Origin of the sequence: Pseudacidovorax sp., from assembly GCF_017991995.1 — a bacterium.
Classification (GTDB): Bacteria; Pseudomonadota; Gammaproteobacteria; order Burkholderiales; family Burkholderiaceae_C; genus Xenophilus.
In genome coordinates this window covers 1-15,979 of the sequence record NZ_JAGOPN010000024.1, presented here as the reverse complement: position 1 = coordinate 15,979, position 15,979 = coordinate 1, and the positions used below count along the sequence as shown (strand labels likewise).

Annotated in this window: 26 protein-coding genes; 3 read left to right on the top strand and 23 right to left on the bottom strand. The window is 67.0% G+C overall.

All coding sequences use genetic code 11. The features are described 5' to 3' along the window. Positions 1-26: 26 nt before the first annotated feature. The 7 genes from KBC94_RS25540 to KBC94_RS25510 form a co-directional block, all read right to left on the bottom strand. On the bottom strand, positions 27-596 hold the full coding sequence (locus tag KBC94_RS25540) for a DUF4260 domain-containing protein (RefSeq protein ID WP_244917657.1): 570 nt from the start codon (positions 594-596) through the stop codon (positions 27-29). Further along, a complete protein-coding gene (locus KBC94_RS25535) occupies positions 589-1,059 on the bottom strand; it encodes a Spy/CpxP family protein refolding chaperone (RefSeq protein WP_114801969.1) in 471 nt (156 codons plus the stop codon). The genes KBC94_RS25540 and KBC94_RS25535 overlap by 8 nt, the downstream gene beginning before the upstream one ends. 43 nt (positions 1,060-1,102) lie before the next feature. Further along, positions 1,103-1,465 carry a DUF4148 domain-containing protein gene (locus KBC94_RS25530; RefSeq protein ID WP_294377108.1) on the bottom strand — a complete coding sequence of 121 codons (363 nt, stop codon included), beginning with the start codon at positions 1,463-1,465 and terminating at the stop codon, positions 1,103-1,105. A gap of 100 nt (positions 1,466-1,565) precedes the next feature. Continuing rightward, a complete protein-coding gene (gene ptsP / locus KBC94_RS25525) occupies positions 1,566-3,347 on the bottom strand; it encodes a phosphoenolpyruvate--protein phosphotransferase (RefSeq protein WP_294377107.1) in 1,782 nt (593 codons plus the stop codon). Continuing rightward, positions 3,344-3,613, bottom strand: a complete 270-nt coding sequence (locus KBC94_RS25520) for an HPr family phosphocarrier protein (RefSeq protein WP_043116522.1) — start codon at positions 3,611-3,613, stop codon at positions 3,344-3,346. Before KBC94_RS25520 ends, ptsP begins: the two co-directional genes overlap by 4 nt. After that, positions 3,582-4,043 (bottom strand): PTS sugar transporter subunit IIA, encoded by a 462-nt coding sequence (locus tag KBC94_RS25515; protein WP_114802199.1) that lies wholly within the window; start codon positions 4,041-4,043, stop codon positions 3,582-3,584. The genes KBC94_RS25520 and KBC94_RS25515 overlap by 32 nt, the downstream gene beginning before the upstream one ends. A 97-nt stretch (positions 4,044-4,140) precedes the next feature. Then, positions 4,141-4,653: a hypothetical protein gene (locus KBC94_RS25510; protein WP_294377098.1), complete on the bottom strand. Its 513-nt coding sequence runs from the start codon at positions 4,651-4,653 to the stop codon at positions 4,141-4,143. Between the two features lie 127 nt (positions 4,654-4,780). Here KBC94_RS25510 and KBC94_RS25505 point away from each other — a divergent pair, with 127 nt between their 5' ends. Then, positions 4,781-5,278: a TlpA disulfide reductase family protein gene (locus tag KBC94_RS25505; protein ID WP_234197577.1), complete on the top strand. Its 498-nt coding sequence runs from the start codon at positions 4,781-4,783 to the stop codon at positions 5,276-5,278. Positions 5,279-5,399: 121 nt separating this feature from the next. Here KBC94_RS25505 and KBC94_RS25500 read toward each other — a convergent pair whose 3' ends face one another. Continuing rightward, a complete protein-coding gene (locus KBC94_RS25500; protein WP_294377088.1) occupies positions 5,400-5,843 on the bottom strand; it encodes a cytochrome c in 444 nt (147 codons plus the stop codon). Between the two features lie 187 nt (positions 5,844-6,030). Here KBC94_RS25500 and KBC94_RS25495 point away from each other — a divergent pair, with 187 nt between their 5' ends. Both KBC94_RS25495 and KBC94_RS25490 read left to right on the top strand, forming a co-directional pair. After that, positions 6,031-6,723, top strand: coding sequence for a cytochrome b/b6 domain-containing protein (locus KBC94_RS25495; protein WP_294377085.1), 693 nt, complete (start codon positions 6,031-6,033; stop codon positions 6,721-6,723). A 21-nt stretch (positions 6,724-6,744) separates the two neighbouring features. Then, the gene (locus KBC94_RS25490) at positions 6,745-7,254 is read left to right on the top strand and encodes a GNAT family N-acetyltransferase (RefSeq protein WP_294377349.1); all 510 of its coding nucleotides are present in this window, start codon (positions 6,745-6,747) and stop codon (positions 7,252-7,254) included. 161 nt (positions 7,255-7,415) lie between these two features. On the opposite strand, the gene KBC94_RS25485 is transcribed toward KBC94_RS25490, so the two are convergent. From KBC94_RS25485 to KBC94_RS25415, 15 genes are all read right to left on the bottom strand, one after another. Beyond that, the gene (locus tag KBC94_RS25485) at positions 7,416-7,922 is read right to left on the bottom strand and encodes a peroxiredoxin (protein ID WP_294377080.1); all 507 of its coding nucleotides are present in this window, start codon (positions 7,920-7,922) and stop codon (positions 7,416-7,418) included. Between the two features lie 82 nt (positions 7,923-8,004). Next, positions 8,005-8,274, bottom strand: coding sequence for a 30S ribosomal protein S17 (gene rpsQ / locus KBC94_RS25480; protein WP_017758386.1), 270 nt, complete (start codon positions 8,272-8,274; stop codon positions 8,005-8,007). An 11-nt stretch (positions 8,275-8,285) separates the two neighbouring features. Further along, positions 8,286-8,501: a 50S ribosomal protein L29 gene (rpmC, locus tag KBC94_RS25475; protein ID WP_234197589.1), complete on the bottom strand. Its 216-nt coding sequence runs from the start codon at positions 8,499-8,501 to the stop codon at positions 8,286-8,288. Positions 8,502-8,541: 40 nt separating this feature from the next. After that, the gene (gene rplP, locus KBC94_RS25470) at positions 8,542-8,958 is read right to left on the bottom strand and encodes a 50S ribosomal protein L16 (protein WP_017758384.1); all 417 of its coding nucleotides are present in this window, start codon (positions 8,956-8,958) and stop codon (positions 8,542-8,544) included. A 30-nt stretch (positions 8,959-8,988) separates the two neighbouring features. Then, positions 8,989-9,885, bottom strand: a complete 897-nt coding sequence (gene rpsC, locus KBC94_RS25465; RefSeq protein WP_017758383.1) for a 30S ribosomal protein S3 — start codon at positions 9,883-9,885, stop codon at positions 8,989-8,991. A 14-nt stretch (positions 9,886-9,899) separates the two neighbouring features. Next, positions 9,900-10,232: a 50S ribosomal protein L22 gene (gene rplV, locus KBC94_RS25460; protein WP_017758382.1), complete on the bottom strand. Its 333-nt coding sequence runs from the start codon at positions 10,230-10,232 to the stop codon at positions 9,900-9,902. 12 nt (positions 10,233-10,244) lie between these two features. Then, positions 10,245-10,520: a 30S ribosomal protein S19 gene (gene rpsS, locus KBC94_RS25455; RefSeq protein WP_017758381.1), complete on the bottom strand. Its 276-nt coding sequence runs from the start codon at positions 10,518-10,520 to the stop codon at positions 10,245-10,247. A gap of 9 nt (positions 10,521-10,529) precedes the next feature. Beyond that, positions 10,530-11,354: a 50S ribosomal protein L2 gene (gene rplB, locus KBC94_RS25450; RefSeq protein WP_017758380.1), complete on the bottom strand. Its 825-nt coding sequence runs from the start codon at positions 11,352-11,354 to the stop codon at positions 10,530-10,532. A 2-nt stretch (positions 11,355-11,356) separates the two neighbouring features. Further along, the gene (rplW, locus tag KBC94_RS25445) at positions 11,357-11,683 is read right to left on the bottom strand and encodes a 50S ribosomal protein L23 (RefSeq protein ID WP_193758146.1); all 327 of its coding nucleotides are present in this window, start codon (positions 11,681-11,683) and stop codon (positions 11,357-11,359) included. Between the two features lie 5 nt (positions 11,684-11,688). After that, on the bottom strand, positions 11,689-12,309 hold the full coding sequence (rplD, locus tag KBC94_RS25440) for a 50S ribosomal protein L4 (RefSeq protein ID WP_017759512.1): 621 nt from the start codon (positions 12,307-12,309) through the stop codon (positions 11,689-11,691). Beyond that, entirely contained in the window at positions 12,309-12,986 is a 678-nt protein-coding gene (rplC, locus tag KBC94_RS25435) for a 50S ribosomal protein L3 (protein WP_043118345.1), read from the bottom strand. Before rplC ends, rplD begins: the two co-directional genes overlap by 1 nt. A gap of 199 nt (positions 12,987-13,185) precedes the next feature. After that, positions 13,186-13,689, bottom strand: coding sequence for a hypothetical protein (locus KBC94_RS25430; protein ID WP_294377063.1), 504 nt, complete (start codon positions 13,687-13,689; stop codon positions 13,186-13,188). Between the two features lie 11 nt (positions 13,690-13,700). Continuing rightward, positions 13,701-15,035 carry a hypothetical protein gene (locus KBC94_RS25425; RefSeq protein ID WP_294377060.1) on the bottom strand — a complete coding sequence of 445 codons (1,335 nt, stop codon included), beginning with the start codon at positions 15,033-15,035 and terminating at the stop codon, positions 13,701-13,703. Positions 15,036-15,450: 415 nt separating this feature from the next. After that, positions 15,451-15,768 (bottom strand): 30S ribosomal protein S10, encoded by a 318-nt coding sequence (rpsJ, locus tag KBC94_RS25420; protein ID WP_017759508.1) that lies wholly within the window; start codon positions 15,766-15,768, stop codon positions 15,451-15,453. 14 nt (positions 15,769-15,782) lie between these two features. Further along, a partial coding sequence (locus tag KBC94_RS25415; RefSeq protein WP_294375779.1) for an elongation factor Tu occupies positions 15,783-15,979 on the bottom strand: 197 nt, incomplete at its 5' end.

Genomic DNA, 15,979 nt, shown 5'->3' with positions numbered 1-15,979 from the left:
CGTCGCGTGCGTTGCGCTGGCGGCCATCACCATGGGTCGCGTGGGCCGAGGCGACCCAAGTGCGTGTGGCCGAAGCCGCGCCCGTACTTGAGGCCGTAGCCGAGCAGGCGGTCGAGGCCGACGTGCGCCAGCCAGATCGCCGCCAGCGGCCAGAGCATGGCCGCCTGCGTGGGCAGGGCGAAGCCGGCCGCCGCCAGCAGCACCGGGCCGACCACGCTGTGGGCGGCGTTGTAGGCGCGCGCACCGATGGCCGGGCCGGCCAGGTAGCCCAGCATCGCCAGGTCGGGCAGCAGCAGGAGCGCGGCAAAACGGCCCCACTGGCCAGGCGCCAGTTGGGTATAGGCCAGTACGGCGAAGACCAGCAGCGCGGCACCCTCGGCGCGCAGCAGCAGGCGCACACCGCCTTGGACGGCGCCGGCATCCACCGTGGGGACCGCCCGATGCGAGGGGTTGCGGCGACCCGCCATCGATTCGGCCTCCCCCATGGCGCGGGCTTCGGCGCGCGGATCCGGGCCCGGGTGTTCGCCCGAGGCCGGGCCATGGCCCACTTCCGCCGCCGCCCAGTCCGCCTGCCGGCCCAGCAGGGCCTCAGCCATGGCGCGACCAGCGGCCACCGCGCTGCTCGATGAAGTCGCGCACCTGCTGCTGCTGCGCGGGGCGCAGGTGGTCGTAGAAATCGGCCAGCGCGGCGATCACCTCGGGGCTGCCGCTGCGCACGGCGGCGGTCTTCTCCTCGACGAGGCGCGTCGCGGCGGCCTGGTCGAAGGTGGGGCCGGCAAACAGGGCCCGCCACGGCGCACGCGCATCGGTGGTGTCGCCGCGCATGGCCTGGCGCTGGCTCTGCAGCTTGGCCGCGAGGGTGTCGAGACGCTGGCGCTGGTCGGCATCCAGGTCCAGCTTGCGGCCGATGCGCTCGACCATGTGGGCGCGCATGGCGCCGCTGTCGGCCCCGGCCTCGTGCCAGCCGTGTCGGCCGGCGCAGGCGGTGAGCGAACCCAGCAGCAGCGTGCCGCCGAAGAGGGCCAGCAGGCCACGGGCGATGCGAGGACGGAACTTCATGATGAGGGCTCCTGGAGTGGCTCGGACAGGTGCGGCAGGGCGCTCAGAGGCGCGAGCCGGCGGCCGACTGGGCGCGCACGTCGACCGGGTTGGGCAGCGTGGAGATCACGGTGCTGTTCACGCGCGAGCCCGAGCTCACGTTCTGGTCCGGCGCCGCCGCGGTGCGGATGGCGTCGGCCACCACGCGGGCGCGCGGTTGGGACATGGCCACGGTCTCGGGGCCGCGCGAGCCGCGGGTCACGTTCTGGTCGGGCGCGGCGGCGGCGGCGCGCGCTTCGGCGCGCACGGCGTCGCGGCTCATCGCGGAGACGGGCGCGGTCACGCCCTCGTAGGTTTCGGCATGGGCCGCCGTGCCCAGCAGGGCCAGGGCAGAGACGGCGAGGAAGGCAGCGCGGACGTTGGTCATGAGAGGTCTTTCGAGGAAGTTGTTGAAAGAGCCTTCATGGTGCCGGGCGGTCCGCGCCCGGTCTTTTCACGGCCGTCGCGCCGTGTTTCGTTTCTTTTCTTCAGCGGCCCAGCAGTTCGGCCGGGTCGTCGCTGTCGACCACCTGCCGCGCCCAGTCGGCGAGCTTGCCGGCGTCGGCGCGCAGCACCTCCTGCTTGACGGTCAGGATCTGCGAGGGATGCATCGAGAAGCTGCGCAGGCCCAGACCCAGCAGTAGCCGGGTGAACTGCACGTCGCCCGCCATCTCGCCGCACACGCTCACGCCCTTGCCCAGGCGGCGCGCCTCGGCGATGGTCTGCGCCACCAGCCGCAGCACCGCCGGGTGGCTCGCGTCGTACAGATGCGCCACGCTTTCGTCGGCCCGGTCGATGGCGAGCGTGTACTGGATCAGGTCGTTGGTGCCGATGGACAGGAAGTCGAAGTGCTTCAGGAAGATCGACAGCGACAGCGCCGCGGCCGGCACTTCGATCATGGCGCCCAGGCGCACCGGGCCGGCCTCGTCGCCGCGGGCCTTCAACTCGGCGCGGGCCTTGTCGATGAAGACCAGCGTCTGCCGGATCTCGCTGGCGTGGGCCAGCATCGGGATCAGCAGGTTCACCGGCCCGTGGGCCGCGGCACGCAGGATGGCGCGCAGCTGGGCCAGGAACATCGCCGGCTCCGACAGGCTCCAGCGGATGGCACGCAGGCCCAGCGCCGGGTTGAGGTATTCCTGCCGGGCGGCCTTGCCGTCCAGCGGCTTGTCGGCGCCGATGTCGACGGTGCGGATGGTGACCGGCATGCCCTGCATGCCCTCGACCGCGCGGCGGTAGGCCTCGTACTGCTCGTCCTCGTCGGGCAGGCGGCTGAGGTGGCGCGCCTCGCGGCCCATGAAGAGGAACTCGCTGCGGAACAGGCCCACGCCCTGCGCGCCGGCCTTGACGGCGGCGGCGGCGTCCTCGGGCATCTCGATGTTGGCCAGCAGTTCGACACGCTCGCCGTCGAGCGTGACGGCCGGACGGTGACGCAGGCGCCACAGGCGCTCGCGCTCCAGCTCGCCCTGGCGCTGCTTGAAGCCGTATTCGGCCAGGATGATGGGCGACGGGTCCACGATCACCACGCCGGCGTCGCCGTCGATGATGACCCAGTCGTCCTGCCGCACCAGCTGGCTGGCCACGCGTGCGCCCACCACGGCCGGGATGTCCATGCTGCGCGCCACGATGGCCGTGTGCGAGGTGCGCCCGCCGACGTCGGTGACGAAGCCGGCGAACACGCTCTTCTTGAACTGCACCATGTCGGCTGGCGACAGGTCGTGCGCGATGAGCACCAGGGGGGCGTCGAAGCCGTCGGCCTCGTCGTCGCCGGCGATCGACGTCTTGCGCGGCGGCGGGGGCGGCGGGGCCAACACGGCCGCCGTGCCCTTCATCTGGCGCAGGATGCGCTCGACCACCTGCTCCAGGTCGGCCTTGCGCTCGCGCAGGTACTCGTCCTCCATCTCGTCGAACTGGCGCGCCACCACCTCGAGCTGGCTGGTCAGCGCCCATTCGGCGTTGTAGAGCCGGTCGACGATCCAGTGGCGCACGCCGTCGGACAGGGCTTCGTCCTGCAGCAGCATGAGGTGCACTTCGAGCAGGCCCGCCAGTTCGTGCGGCGCCTCGTCGCGCTTCATCTGCGAGACGCTGGCGCGCAGGCGCTCCAGCTCTTCGGCCACCGCGTCGCGCGCGGCGCGCACGCGGTCAAGTTCCGTCTCGATTTCCTGCGGCTGGATGAAGTAGTGCGCCACATCCAGCCGGCTCGACACCACCAGCACCGCCCGCCCGATGGCAATGCCCCGGGCGACGTTGAGACCGTGGATGGAGATGGTCACTCGCCCTCGCCGAACTTGTCGTTCATCAGGGCGACGATGGCGTTCATCGCCTCCTGCTCCTGCGGCCCATCGGTCTCCAGCTCCACCGTGGCCCCCAGCCCCGCGGCCAGCATCATCACGCCCATGATGCTCTTGGCATTGACGCGCCGCTCGCCGCGCGCGATCCACACCTCGCACGGAAAGCTGCCCGCCAGCTTGGTGAGCTTGGCGGAAGCGCGCGCATGAAGGCCCAGCTTATTGCTGATGGTCACGGATGTCTTGATCACTGTATTTACGTCTCACCTGATTGAGGGGGGCGGCCACGGCCACCTGCATGACGCCAGCCGTGCCGCCGGCGATGGCCCGTTGCACCTGAGCGTCGAGCGGCTCGTGGCGATAGGTCACGGCCCGCAGCAGCATGGGCAGGTTCACCCCCGCCACCAGCCGCGAGCGCACACCGTCCACCAGCTGCTGCGCCACGTTGCACGGCGTGGCACCGAACACGTCGGCCAGCACCAGCACATTCGAGCGCGAACCACCCCGGTGGAACTGCTGCTCCAGCAGGATGCGTGCCGCACCCAGCGACTCCTCGGGCGAGACATTGGGCTGGACGTCGAGCGCGGCCAGTGCGCCTTCGCAATCGGGAAAGACATGCAGGGCGCACTGGCGCAAGGCATGAGCCAGAGGCGCGTGGGCGACGATGAGGATGCTGTTCATGCAGACGGCAGGCGGCGAGGGCATCGATTATGGGCCGAGGGCCCGGTGCACTGGCATGGCGGTTGCACGGCGGCCCTGACATGGAAAGGACGGGGCGTCAGCGCAGGCGCAGGCCTTCCCAGAAGGTCTCCAGCGCCTGCGCGTCCGGAGGATGGCCGAGCACGGTGGCCTGATAGAGCGTGTAGCGGCCGGCGGCATCCACCTGGGCGAACCAGCGCATGCGGGCCTGCTGCGGGCCGGCAGCGCCGGTCTCCCCCTCGGCGACGAGGTCGATGGCCGGCGGGGTCTCGGCGGCGCGTGGCACACGGGTCGGCGACTCCTGCACCTGGCCGCGTGCGCGCCACGGCGCGCGGGCAGCCATGCGCCAGGCCTCCAGGCGGCGCCGGGCCTCGGCGGGCGAGTTGCCGCCTTCCATGCGCGCCACGGCGAAGGTGGCGTCGCCCGCGGTGCAACCGGCCATGTCCAGACTCGCCGCCTGGCCCGACAGGTCGACCTCGCGCTGGGCACGGTCGGGCTTGCAGGGCAGCAGCATCAGCAGGCCATCGCCCAGCGGCACGTCGCGCCAGTTGAACACCGGATTGCAGGCGGCCAGCAGTGCCAGCACAGCCATGTACACGGAACTAGAATTCCGACGCCTCATCGAAGGATGCCTCCATGAAAACCGCTCTCCCTGTCCATTCCCGCGCGCGGTCCGTGACCCGCTCCGGGGCCTTGTCGATGCCGGGAGCAGCCTGACCATGAAAAAAGCACTGTATGCGCTCGCGCTGGCGGCCGTGGCGGCGGTGGGCACCACGGTCTACCTCCAGGCCGGCACCAGCCCGGCGCCCAGCTCCAAGTTCGTGCTGCTGGACGGCTCCACCAAGTCGACGGCCGATTTCAAGGGCAAGGTGACGCTGGTCAACTTCTGGGCCACGAGCTGCACCACCTGCGTGGCCGAGATGCCGCGCGTGATCGCCACCTACGAGAAGTACAAGGGCCAGGGCTACGACACCGTCGCCGTCGCCATGGACTACGACCCGCCGAGCTACGTGGTGAACTTCGCGCAGACGCGCAACCTGCCCTTCAAGGTGGCCATCGACAACACCGGCGCCATCGCGCAGGCCTGGGGCGACGTCAAGCTCACGCCCACCACCTATCTGGTCAACAAGCGCGGCGAGATCGTGAAACGCTATGTGGGCGAGCCCGACTTCGCTGAATTGCACCAGCTGATCGAGAAGCTGCTGGCGCAGGCCTGAACCAGGGCCCGCGCTCAAAGACAAAGGCGTCCCGCGGGACGCCTTTTTGCTGCCTGCACGAAGTCGCCTCACACGACGACGGCAGACAACGGGGCGGGCCCAGGCCGGGCCGCCGCGCTCATCACTCGCGGAAGGAATCGTGGCAGGCCTTGCACGAGGCGCCTGCCGGGCCGATGGCGGCCTTGATCGCGTCCAGGTTGCCCGTCTTGGCGGCGGCGGCCAGTTTGGCCACTTCGCCTTCGGCCTTGCCGGCGGCGGCCTTGAACTTGTCCTGCTCCTTCCAGATGGCGGGGCTGGCCTTGCCGCCTTCGGTGCCGGGACCGAAGCCTGCCCAGGGCTGCTTGATCAGCTCGGCGGCGCGGGCCGCGCTGGACTCGGCCACCTTGGCATCGAAGTCGGCCCGGCCGCTGGCCATGTCGGCGACGCGTTTGAAGTTCTGCTGCATTTCCTTCAGCGTGGCCTGGCGGTACTTGATGGCGTCCTGCGGCGTCGCGAAGGTCGGCTGGGCCACGGCATTCGTGGCAAGGATCGCCACGGCGGCGGCAGAAACGAGGGAACGGAACATCGAGGGATTCCTTGTAGAAAGTGGACCCGCCACACCGACGGGGACGGCCGCGGGAGTTTAGGGCCGGCCTCCACATGCCGGTGCATGGTCGGGCGCGGCAGCGACTTATCGGGCATTCGTACTGCTTTTGTTAATCTGCGGGGCATTTTTTGGCTCGTGCGGCCCTTGCCGCCGCTTCCCTCGTCCCATGACATCCAACGCTGAATCCTCCGTCCCGACCGCGCGCGTGCGTGTCTGGGACCTGCCCACGCGACTGTTTCACTGGGCCCTGGCCGGCTGCGTGATCGGGCTGGTGGTCACGGCCAAGACCGGTGCGATGGAGTGGCACTTCCGGCTGGGCTACACCACGCTGGCGTTGCTGCTCTTCCGGCTCGTGTGGGGCTTCGCCGGTGGCTACTGGTCCCGCTTCGGCAGCTTCCTGCGGGGACCGGGCGCGGTGATGGCCTACCTGCGAGGCCGCGCAGACCCCCATTCGCAGCTGGGCCATAACCCGCTCGGTGCACTGTCTGTGCTGGGCATGCTGTCGGTGCTGCTTCTGCAGGTGTCCACCGGCCTCATGGCCGATGACGCCATCAGCTTCACCGGGCCGCTCGCGGCGTTCGTGCCTGGAGCCTGGTCCAGCTGGGCCACCGATTGGCACAAGGACGCCGGGCAGTGGCTGGTCATCGCCTTGGTCGTGCTGCATGTGCTGGCCGTGGCGTTCCATGCCGTCGTCAAGCGTGAACGCCTGGTGCCCGCGATGGTGACGGGCGATCGGACCGTGCAGGTCGCGACGGCCGTGCCGCAAAGCCGCGACGACCTGCCACGGCGCACCCTGGGACTGGTGTTGTTCTCCCTTTGCGCAGCGGTGGCCGCCTGGGTGTCCACGCTGCAGGGCTGATGCAGCATGGACGAAGCCGACATGCGCTCCATCCATCTGAGCGAGCCTCGCGACGACATGCAGCTTGCCGCGGCCAAGGCATTGCTTCGGGAATACGCCGCGTCGCTGACGATCGACCTGTGCTTCCAAGGGTTCGACGAGGAACTGGCCGCGCTGCCGGGCGACTATGCCGCGCCACGCGGCACGTTGCTGCTGGCCTGGGTCGGCGGGCCCCCTGAGGCCGCCGGCGAGGACGCCGAGTTGGCGGGATGCTGCGCCTTGCGTCCGCTGGACACGGCGGACTATCCCAACGCCGCGGAGATGAAGCGGCTGTACGTGCGCCCCACGTACCGCGGCCTGGGGTTGGGCCGGCAATTGGCGGAGGCCACGCTGGACGCGGCACGCCAGGCGGGCTATTCCTGCGTGCTGCTGGACACGCTGGACGACATGGAATCGGCGCGGGCGCTCTACATGGACCTCGGCTTCCAGGACATCCCGCCCTACTACCACAACCCCATCGCAGGGGCGCATTACCTCAAGGCCGATCTCTGAACCCAGGGCCGACGGCGCGGCACAGCGGCGCTCGCCTGTGCCCGCACCGTCCCCGGCTGGTTCAGACGCCTCCAGGCCGGGAGGCAGCGATGCCCGCTTTCCAAAAAAGAGGGCCGGACGAATCGTCCGGCCCTCTGATGGCGCGCGAGGCGGCGAGGCGATCAGCCCTTGGCCTGGGCCAGCAGTGTCCCCGCGTCGCTCACCTCGAACTTGCCGGGACCCTCGACGTTGAGCGCCGCCACCTTGCCGTCCTTGACCAGCATCGAATAGCGGTTGCTGCGAACGCCCATGCCGCGTGCGGTGAGGTCCAGCGTCAGGCCGGTGGCCTTGGCGAAGTCGGCACTGCCATCGGCCAGCATGCGCACCTTGCCGTTGGTCTTCTGGTCGCGCGCCCAGGCGCCCATCACGAAGGCATCGTTGACGCTCAGGCACCAGATCTCGTCCACACCCGCTTCCTTGAAGGCGGCTGCACCCTCGACATAGCCGGGCACGTGCTTGGCCGAGCAGGTGGGCGTGAAGGCGCCCGGCAATGCGAAGAGGGCAATGGTCTTACCCGCGCTGGCCTTGGCCACATCGACCGGGTTCGGGCCGATGCTGCAGCCTTCGCCCTCCACTTCCGAATATTCGTACAACGTGACCGCGGGAATCGTGTCGCCAACCTTGATCATGGAAGCTCCTCTGGGGATTGATGAAAAACAAAAACGGCCCACATTGTGGGCCGTTTTGCATGCACCGCGAGGGTGATGGGGATCAGACCGCGGCGGCCTTCTCGACAAGACGCGTGGCGATCCAGTTCTTGGACTTGGAGATCGGACGCGACTCGGTGATCTCGATCACGTCGCCCAGGTGGAACTGGCCGTCTTCGTCGTGCGCGTGGTACTTGCTCGACTTGATCATGATCTTGTTGTAGATCGGGTGCTTGACGCGGCGCTCGACGAGCACCGTCACCGTCTTTTCGCGCTTGTCGCTGACGACCTTGCCGACCAGGGTGCGCTTGAGGGATTGCTTGGCTTCCGTCATGTTCACAGTCCTTACTTGGCGGAGTTGAGGCTGGAGGCAGCCTGCTTCTGCGCCAGGATGGTCTTGGCACGGGCGATGTCGCGGCGGGTCACGCGCAGGCTGGCCACGTTGGCGAGCTGTTGCGTGGCCTTCTGCATGCGCAGGCCGAAATGGGCCTTCTGCAGATCCTTGACTTCGGCCTGGAGGCCGGCGACGTCCTTCTCGCGCAGGGTTGCGGCCTTGGACACCTTGGCTGCATTCTTCTTGGTTGCCATGAGAGTTCTCCTATCAGGCGCCAAGCTGGCGAGCAACGAAGGTCGTGCGCAGCGGCAGCTTGGCTGCAGCCAGGCGGAACGCTTCACGAGCGAGTTCTTCGGGCACGCCGACGATCTCGTAGATGACCTTGCCCGGCTGGATCTCGGCCACGTAGTACTCGGGGTTGCCCTTGCCGTTACCCATCCGGACTTCGGCGGGCTTGGTCGAGATCGGCTTGTCGGGGAACACGCGGATCCAGATACGGCCACCGCGCTTCACATGGCGCGAGATGGCACGGCGAGCGGCTTCGATCTGGCGCGCCGTCAGGCGGCCGCGATCGACAGACTTCAGGCCGAAGTCACCGAAAGCCACCGAGTTGCCCCGGGTGGCGACGCCGGTGTTGCGGCCCTTTTGTTCCTTGCGGAACTTTCTGCGTGCAGGTTGCAGCATTAGATTTCTCCGTCTTTCTCAGGGCCGGGTTTATTCGGCCTTGGCGCCGTCCGCTGCTGCAGCGGGCGCGGCTTTGCGGACGCGCTTAACGGCGGGCTTGTTGGGGTCCACGGCTTCGGCGGGCTTGTCGCTGCCGTCGGCCGGGGCGGTGTTGCCACCGATCGGACCACGGGCACCGGCACGCGGGCCACCGCGGCGGTCGTTGCCGCCCGGACGGCCATCACGGCGCGGACCACGCGGACCGCGGCGCTCTTCGCCCTCGGGGCGCGGCGTGCTGTCCAGCGAAGGCGCGTCGTTGCGGCCCAGGGTATCGCCCTTGTAGACCCAGACCTTCACGCCGATCACACCGTAGGTGGTCTTGGCTTCGGAGGTGCCGTAGTCGATGTCGGCGCGCAGGGTGTGCAGCGGCACACGGCCTTCGCGGTACCACTCGGTACGAGCGATTTCGATGCCGTTCAGGCGACCGGCGGACATGATCTTGATGCCCTGGGCGCCCAGACGCATGGCGTTCTGCATCGCGCGCTTCATGGCGCGACGGAACATGATGCGCTTCTCGAGCTGCTGCGTGATGCTGTCGGCGATCAGCTGAGCATCGACTTCGGGCTTGCGCACTTCCTCGATGTTCACAGCCACCGGCACGCCCAGCTGCTTGCCCAGATCGCGCTTCAGGTTCTCGATGTCCTCGCCCTTCTTGCCGATCACCACGCCCGGACGTGCCGAGAAGATGGTGATGCGGGCGTTCTTGGCGGGGCGCTCGATCAGCACGCGCGAAACGGACGCGTTCTTGAGCTTCTTCTTCAGGTACTCGCGAACCTTGATGTCCTCGGCCAGCATGCCCGCGAAGTCGCGGTTGTTGGCGTACCAGCGGCTGGCCCAGTTGCGGCTGACCGCAAGGCGGAAGCCGGTCGGGTGGATTTTCTGTCCCATGTTTCTTCCAGACCTTAGTTGCCGACGGTCACGTACACATGGCACGTGGGCTTGCTGATGCGGTTGCCGCGGCCCTTGGCGCGCGCGGTGAAGCGCTTGAGCGTGGCGCCCTGCTCGACGTAGATCGTCTTGACGCGGAGCTCGTCGATGTCGGCTCCGTCGTTGTGCTCGGCGTTGGCGATGGCCGACTCGAGCACCTTCTTGACGATCACGGCGGCCTTCTTCTGGGTGAATTCCAGAATGTTCAGCGCTTGATCGACCTTCTTGCCGCGGATCAGGTCGGCGACGAGGCGGCCCTTGTCCACAGACAGGCGCACGCCGCGGAGAACTGCACGTGTTTCAGACATGTTCTCTGCTCCTTACTTCTTGGCTTTCTTGTCCGCCGGGTGACCCTTGAACGTACGGGTCAGTGCGAACTCGCCCAGCTTGTGGCCGACCATCTGGTCGGTCACGTAGACAGGCACATGCTGCTTGCCGTTGTGCACGGCAATGGTCAGACCGATGAACTCGGGCAGCACCATCGAGCGGCGCGACCAGGTCTTGATCGGCTTCTTGTCCTTGGTCGCGATGGCCTTCTCGACCTTGGCGATCAGGTGGTGGTCGACGAAGGGACCTTTTTTGAGAGAGCGAGTCATGGCTGCCCCTTACTTCTTGCGACGCGACACGATGAAGACCTGCGTGCGCTTGTTGTTGCGGGTACGGTAACCCTTGGTGAGGTTGCCCCACGGGTCGACCGGATGGCGGCCTTCGCCGGTCTTGCCTTCACCACCACCATGCGGGTGGTCGACCGGGTTCATCACCACACCGCGGACGGTCGGGCGAATACCACGATGGCGGGTCGCACCAGCCTTGCCGTACTGGCGCAGGCTGTGTTCTTCGTTGGCCACTTCACCGATGGTGGCGCGGCACTCGATGTGGATCCGGCGCACTTCGCCCGAACGCATACGCACCTGGGCGTAGATGCCTTCGCGGGCCAGCAGCGTGGCCGAAGCACCGGCGGAGCGCGCGATCTGCGCACCCTTGCCCGGCTGCAGCTCGATGCAGTGGATCGTCGAACCGACGGGGATGTTGCGGATCGGCAGGGTGTTGCCGGCGCGGATCGGGGCTTCCGAGCCGCTCACCAGGGTTGCACCGGCTTCCACACCGCGCGGGGCGATGATGTAGCGGCGCTCGCCATCGGCGTAGCACACCAGCGCGATGTGGGCGGAACGGTTCGGGTCGTACTCGATGCGTTCGACCTTGGCCGGGATGCCGTCCTTGTTGCGCTTGAAGTCGACCACACGGTAGTGGTGACGATGGCCACCGCCCTTGTGACGGGTGGTGATGTGGCCGTTGTTGTTGCGGCCGGCCTTCTGGAACTGGGGCTCCAGCAGGGGCGCGTAGCCTTCACCCTTGTGCAGGTGGTCGCGCGAGATCTTGACCGCGCCGCGTTGGCCCGGGGAAGTCGGCTTGAGCTTGATGACGGCCATGATTACGCAGCCTCCGAAACCAGGTTGAGCTCCTGACCGGGCTTGAGCGTCACGTAGGCCTTGCGAACGTTGTCGCGGCGGCCCACCGAGCGGCCGAAGCGCTTGGTCTTGCCCTTGATGTTGGCGACAGACACGCCCTTGACCTCGACCTTGAACATCAGCTCGACAGCGGCCTTGATCTCGGGCTTGGTGGCGTCCTGGAGAACCTTGAAGGTGATGGCATTCGACTTCTCGCCGACCATCGTGGCCTTCTCGGAGACGATCGGTGCGACCAGCACGGCCATCAGGCGGCCTTCGTCGAACTCGCGCTCCGCGGGGGTGGGATTCATGCGGCTCATGCGAACATCTCCTTGAGCTTGTCGACGGCCGCCTTGGTCACCAGCACCTTCTTGTAGTGCACGAGCGACACGGGATCGGCGTAGCGCGGCTCGACCACCAGCACGTTGGCCAGGTTGCGCGAGGCGAGGTACAGGTTCTCATCGACTTCTTCGGCGATCACGAGCACGGACTCGAGGTTCATCGCCTTGAACTTGGCAGCCAGCTGCTTGGTCTTGGGCGAGTCGACCTTGAGCGACTCGACCACGGCCAGGCGGCCTTCGCGGGCCAGCTGCGAGAAGATGGACGCCATGCCGGCGCGGTACATCTTCTTGTTGATCTTCTGCGAGAAGTTTTCGTCAGGCAGGTTCGGGAAGATCCGGCCGCCTCCACGCCACAGCGGCGAAGAGGTCATACCGGCGCGGGCGCGGCCCGTGCCCTTTTGCTTGAACGGCTTCTTGGTGGAGTGCTTGACCTGCTCGCGGTCCTTCTGGGCACGGGTGCCCTGACGCGCGTTGGCCTGGTAGGCGACGACGATCTGATGGATCAGGTCTTCGTTGTAGGCACGGCCGAACACGGTCTCGGGCGCGTCGTACTTCGACGCGGCCTGGCCCTGCTCATTCAGGAGTTCGAGTTCCATTACTTCGCTCCTTCTGCCTGGGGCTTGGCCTTGACGGCGGGACGCACGGTCACGAAGCCGCCCTTGGCACCGGGGATGGCACCCTTGATCAGCAGCAGCTGCCGGGCTTCGTCGATGCGCACGATGTCCAGGTTCTGGGTGGTGACGGTCTCGTCGCCCATGTGGCCGGTCATCTTCTTGCCCGGGAACACGCGACCCGGATCCTGGGCCATCGAGATGGAGCCCGGGACGTTGTGGGAACGGCTGTTACCGTGCGACGCACGCTGCGACGCGAAGTTGTGGCGCTTGATGGTGCCGGCGAAGCCCTTGCCGATCGAGGTGCCCTGCACATCGACCTTCTGGCCTGCGGCGAACACGGCGTTGGCGGCGATCACGCCACCGGCCTGGTGCTGCGCAGCAGCTTCGGCGGTCACGCGGAATTCGCGGATGATTTCGCCGGCTTCGACGCCAGCCTTGGCCAGATGGCCAGCCTGGGGCTTCGTCACGCGCGAGGCACGACGGGCACCGAACGTCACCTGCAGAGCGACGTAGCCGTCGTTCTCTTGGGTCTTGACCTGGGTCACGCGGTTGTTGGACACGTCCACCACGGTGACGGGCACTGCATCGCCGTCGTCCGTGAAGAGGCGCATCATGCCCACCTTGCGGCCCAGCAACCCGAGGGAGTTGCTTTGACTCATGGTTTTTCTCCAAAACTCCCGCCGCTGCCACTGCAATTGGCGACAACGTTGAACGCCCGCGGAATGCAGGCGGATACGAGAGAAGGGTTGATGAATTTTCGTGCCGTTCGGCGCCTGAGGAACCGGAACGGAGCGAACTGCGCACTGTAGCACGAAGCAGGAGGTCGCGCAATACGGCCCATCCACCGACGGCAGGACGCTACTTCACCGGCATCAAGATCATCTTCTCGCCGCCCGGGGTTTCCTTGAGCCGACCCGACGGCGGCAGACTCTTCGACGGGGCACCAACCTGGATGGGAATCGAGGCCGCCGTGGTGGCGCCACCCTGGGTGATGAATACGTTGAGATAGGCCGTCCCAGTCGCCTGAGGCGTCACGTGAACGGTCCACGAAGAACGCCCGGCGGGCAGCGACCACTCGGGAGACGGCGAATCCACCGTCACCCCGGCCTCGGGCTGCAGTTTCACGATCGCCCCCTGGCTGCCGACGCCGGAAAACACGAGGAGAAGCGACACCGTCTCGCCGGCTCGAGACGCCGCAGCCACGCTGTGCTGCAGGATCACGCCAGAGCCGTTCATCTTGACAGGGGCCGTGACCAATCGAGGGCCAAGCGCCGTGGGCGCGGAGGTCCCGCCAGCTTGGACACCCCACGCAAGAGCGAAAAGCGTGGCCGCACAGCAGCAGGCCTTGAATGTGTTGCGCATGCTCTTCCCTTTCAGTTGATCGTCACCGTGAAACAGGTGTTTGAGGAGGCGTTGTTGTAATCATTGATGGCCAGCACAGCCTGCCCGGCGGCCAGACCGACCGCCCCCGACTCCGTACCGGAATTCGCGTTGACGGCCTCTCCCACTTTTCCGCGCTGGTAGACGACGAAGTCGGGGTCCGAAGCCGCCGGCCCCTGGATGCTGATCGTGTAACTGCGCGCCTGCGCCACCGGAAGAACCAGGAAGGCATAGCTTCCGAGTTTGTTGCCATCCGCCCCGGGGTCGGCCCGGTTGGTGACGCATGCCTGCTGAGGCGTCGCCAAACTGACGGCGGTGTACAGGGGCAAAGCAAAGGCACCCAACCCACCATCATTGGTTTCGTTGGGACCAAAGGCATCCATGGGCGGGACCACACCCTGCGCAGCAAGCAGGCCGTTCAGCGACGCGGTCTGACCGGGCGTAGCCACCGCATAGAACGCGGTCGCGAACGCATGGACCGACGTCACCGCCGCCGTGCTTTTCAATCCCTGCGTCATGGCCTGGTGAATCGGCGCCAGACCGACCGCGGCATTCAACTTCCACAGAATGGACTGCACGGACATTTCATTGAACCAGCCGGGCGAGCTGGCCGCCCCGGCATCCAGTGCAAAGGCAAAACCCTGCGCTTGCCGCTGCCCCGCCGAATCGGAATAGGTGCTCCGGTCCAGCGCGATGCCAGACCAGGCATTGCCCCACCCCTCTGAAAAGGCGAGCCGCCGATCAAGCAGGTCACCGAAGCTGTGCGTACCGCCAGGAGAGTCGTCCCTGGAGAAGGCCGATTGGTAGTAATGCCCCCACTCATGGACGACCACAGCACTGTCGTACTCGTCCGTGTCCACGTTCTCGCTGCCCAGGACGAAGATGGCGCGCGTCCCGCCACTGGCGGTGTAGTCGCTGAAATGCGAGGTGCCGATCTGCCCGAGGGTCACGGAGCCCGATGCAGGCCTGTTGCTGGGGCTCCAATAGACATTCAAGATAGGAAACGATGCACCCGGCGCAACGCCGAGGATCTTGGCTTGCGCCGTGTAGATTGCATCGAGCAGCGCGAAGGGCGCCGCCACCCGCTCGCTCCCATACGACGAGCCGGACCAACCCGAGGGGGCGTGAAGGTCTTTTGCCTGGTTGCTACCGGTGGCGGCGAAGTATCCACTTTGCATGCCATAAAGGCCGCCAGATTGGGTGTTATCCCGAACCGCGACATCCCAACCGCCATCGGCCCCACTGTGCTGCAGCCGGGCCATGACACGCACCGCGAGCGACGTCGCGGCCGGAATCACGACCGAGTAGCGCCCGTCGGCATCGGTCACGGTCGACGCCTTGACAGTGCCTGTGGCATCCACGACGTCGAGTGGCGCACCCCGAACAGGCTTGGCCACGGTGGCTGCATAGTTCAACGCGCCATTGAGACTGGGCACCGAGTCAAAGGTAATGCGCCCGGAAAGGGTTGCCGTCGCCGGGGCCGCGGTGCCTGACGACCCTTCGCCTCCACTCGTGACGGGCAGCACAGCGCCCCCCCCTCCGCCGCCGCTTCCACCTCCGCACGAGGCCAGCAATACCGCACAGGCCAGCAACGCTGGGCCCGACCACCATCGACGAGTCATTTGACTTCTCTCCCTGACAGCAAAGGGCGAGAAGCTTAGAGGCCGAGGGCGTCAAGCCAAAGAACACAAAAGCCCGCGGCCTGAAGGCACGCGGGCTCTTTTCACGAAGCTGCCGAAAAACTTACTGCAGCTTGATCTCGACGTCCACGCCGGCCGGCAGGTCGAGCTTCATCAGCGCGTCCACCGTCTTGTCCGTGGGATCGACGATGTCCATCAGGCGCTGGTGCGTGCGGATCTCGAACTGGTCACGGCTCGACTTGTTGACGTGCGGCGAACGCAGGATGTCGAAGCGCTTGAACCGGGTCGGCAGGGGCACCGGGCCCTTGACGATGGCGCCGGTGCGCTTGGCGGTATCGACGATCTCGGCAGCCGACTGGTCGATCAGCTTGTAGTCGAAGGCCTTGAGGCGGATGCGGATCTTCTGCTTGTTGGTAGCCATGATGGGTCCAATCCTTACTCGATGATCTTGGCCACGACGCCGGCGCCGACGGTACGGCCGCCTTCGCGGATGGCGAAGCGCAGACCTTCTTCCATGGCGATCGGGGCGATCAGCTTCACCGTGATCGACACGTTGTCGCCAGGCATCACCATTTCCTTGTCCTTCGGCAGCTCGATCGCGCCGGTCACGTCCGTCGTGCGGAAGTAGAACT

Coding starts and splice junctions, on each gene's coding strand:
- rplW (WP_193758146.1), bottom strand. CDS start 11,683: ATGAATCCCACCCCCGCGGAGCGCGAGTTCGACGAAGGCCGCCTGATG.
- rplB (WP_017758380.1), bottom strand. CDS start 11,354: ATGGCCGTCATCAAGCTCAAGCCGACTTCCCCGGGCCAACGCGGCGCG.
- rpsQ (WP_017758386.1), bottom strand. CDS start 8,274: ATGACGGAAGCCAAGCAATCCCTCAAGCGCACCCTGGTCGGCAAGGTC.
- KBC94_RS25535 (WP_114801969.1), bottom strand. CDS start 1,059: ATGAAGTTCCGTCCTCGCATCGCCCGTGGCCTGCTGGCCCTCTTCGGC.
- rpsS (WP_017758381.1), bottom strand. CDS start 10,520: ATGACTCGCTCTCTCAAAAAAGGTCCCTTCGTCGACCACCACCTGATC.
- KBC94_RS25500 (WP_294377088.1), bottom strand. CDS start 5,843: ATGTTCCGTTCCCTCGTTTCTGCCGCCGCCGTGGCGATCCTTGCCACG.
- KBC94_RS25510 (WP_294377098.1), bottom strand. CDS start 4,653: ATGGCTGTGCTGGCACTGCTGGCCGCCTGCAATCCGGTGTTCAACTGG.
- rplV (WP_017758382.1), bottom strand. CDS start 10,232: ATGTCTGAAACACGTGCAGTTCTCCGCGGCGTGCGCCTGTCTGTGGAC.
- KBC94_RS25495 (WP_294377085.1), top strand. CDS start 6,031: ATGACATCCAACGCTGAATCCTCCGTCCCGACCGCGCGCGTGCGTGTC.
- KBC94_RS25530 (WP_294377108.1), bottom strand. CDS start 1,465: ATGACCAACGTCCGCGCTGCCTTCCTCGCCGTCTCTGCCCTGGCCCTG.
- KBC94_RS25485 (WP_294377080.1), bottom strand. CDS start 7,922: ATGATCAAGGTTGGCGACACGATTCCCGCGGTCACGTTGTACGAATAT.
- KBC94_RS25505 (WP_234197577.1), top strand. CDS start 4,781: ATGAAAAAAGCACTGTATGCGCTCGCGCTGGCGGCCGTGGCGGCGGTG.
- rplC (WP_043118345.1), bottom strand. CDS start 12,986: ATGAGTCAAAGCAACTCCCTCGGGTTGCTGGGCCGCAAGGTGGGCATG.
- rplD (WP_017759512.1), bottom strand. CDS start 12,309: ATGGAACTCGAACTCCTGAATGAGCAGGGCCAGGCCGCGTCGAAGTAC.
- rplP (WP_017758384.1), bottom strand. CDS start 8,958: ATGCTGCAACCTGCACGCAGAAAGTTCCGCAAGGAACAAAAGGGCCGC.
- KBC94_RS25430 (WP_294377063.1), bottom strand. CDS start 13,689: ATGCGCAACACATTCAAGGCCTGCTGCTGTGCGGCCACGCTTTTCGCT.
- KBC94_RS25515 (WP_114802199.1), bottom strand. CDS start 4,043: ATGAACAGCATCCTCATCGTCGCCCACGCGCCTCTGGCTCATGCCTTG.
- KBC94_RS25490 (WP_294377349.1), top strand. CDS start 6,745: ATGCGCTCCATCCATCTGAGCGAGCCTCGCGACGACATGCAGCTTGCC.
- rpsC (WP_017758383.1), bottom strand. CDS start 9,885: ATGGGACAGAAAATCCACCCGACCGGCTTCCGCCTTGCGGTCAGCCGC.
- rpsJ (WP_017759508.1), bottom strand. CDS start 15,768: ATGGCTACCAACAAGCAGAAGATCCGCATCCGCCTCAAGGCCTTCGAC.
- KBC94_RS25540 (WP_244917657.1), bottom strand. CDS start 596: ATGGCTGAGGCCCTGCTGGGCCGGCAGGCGGACTGGGCGGCGGCGGAA.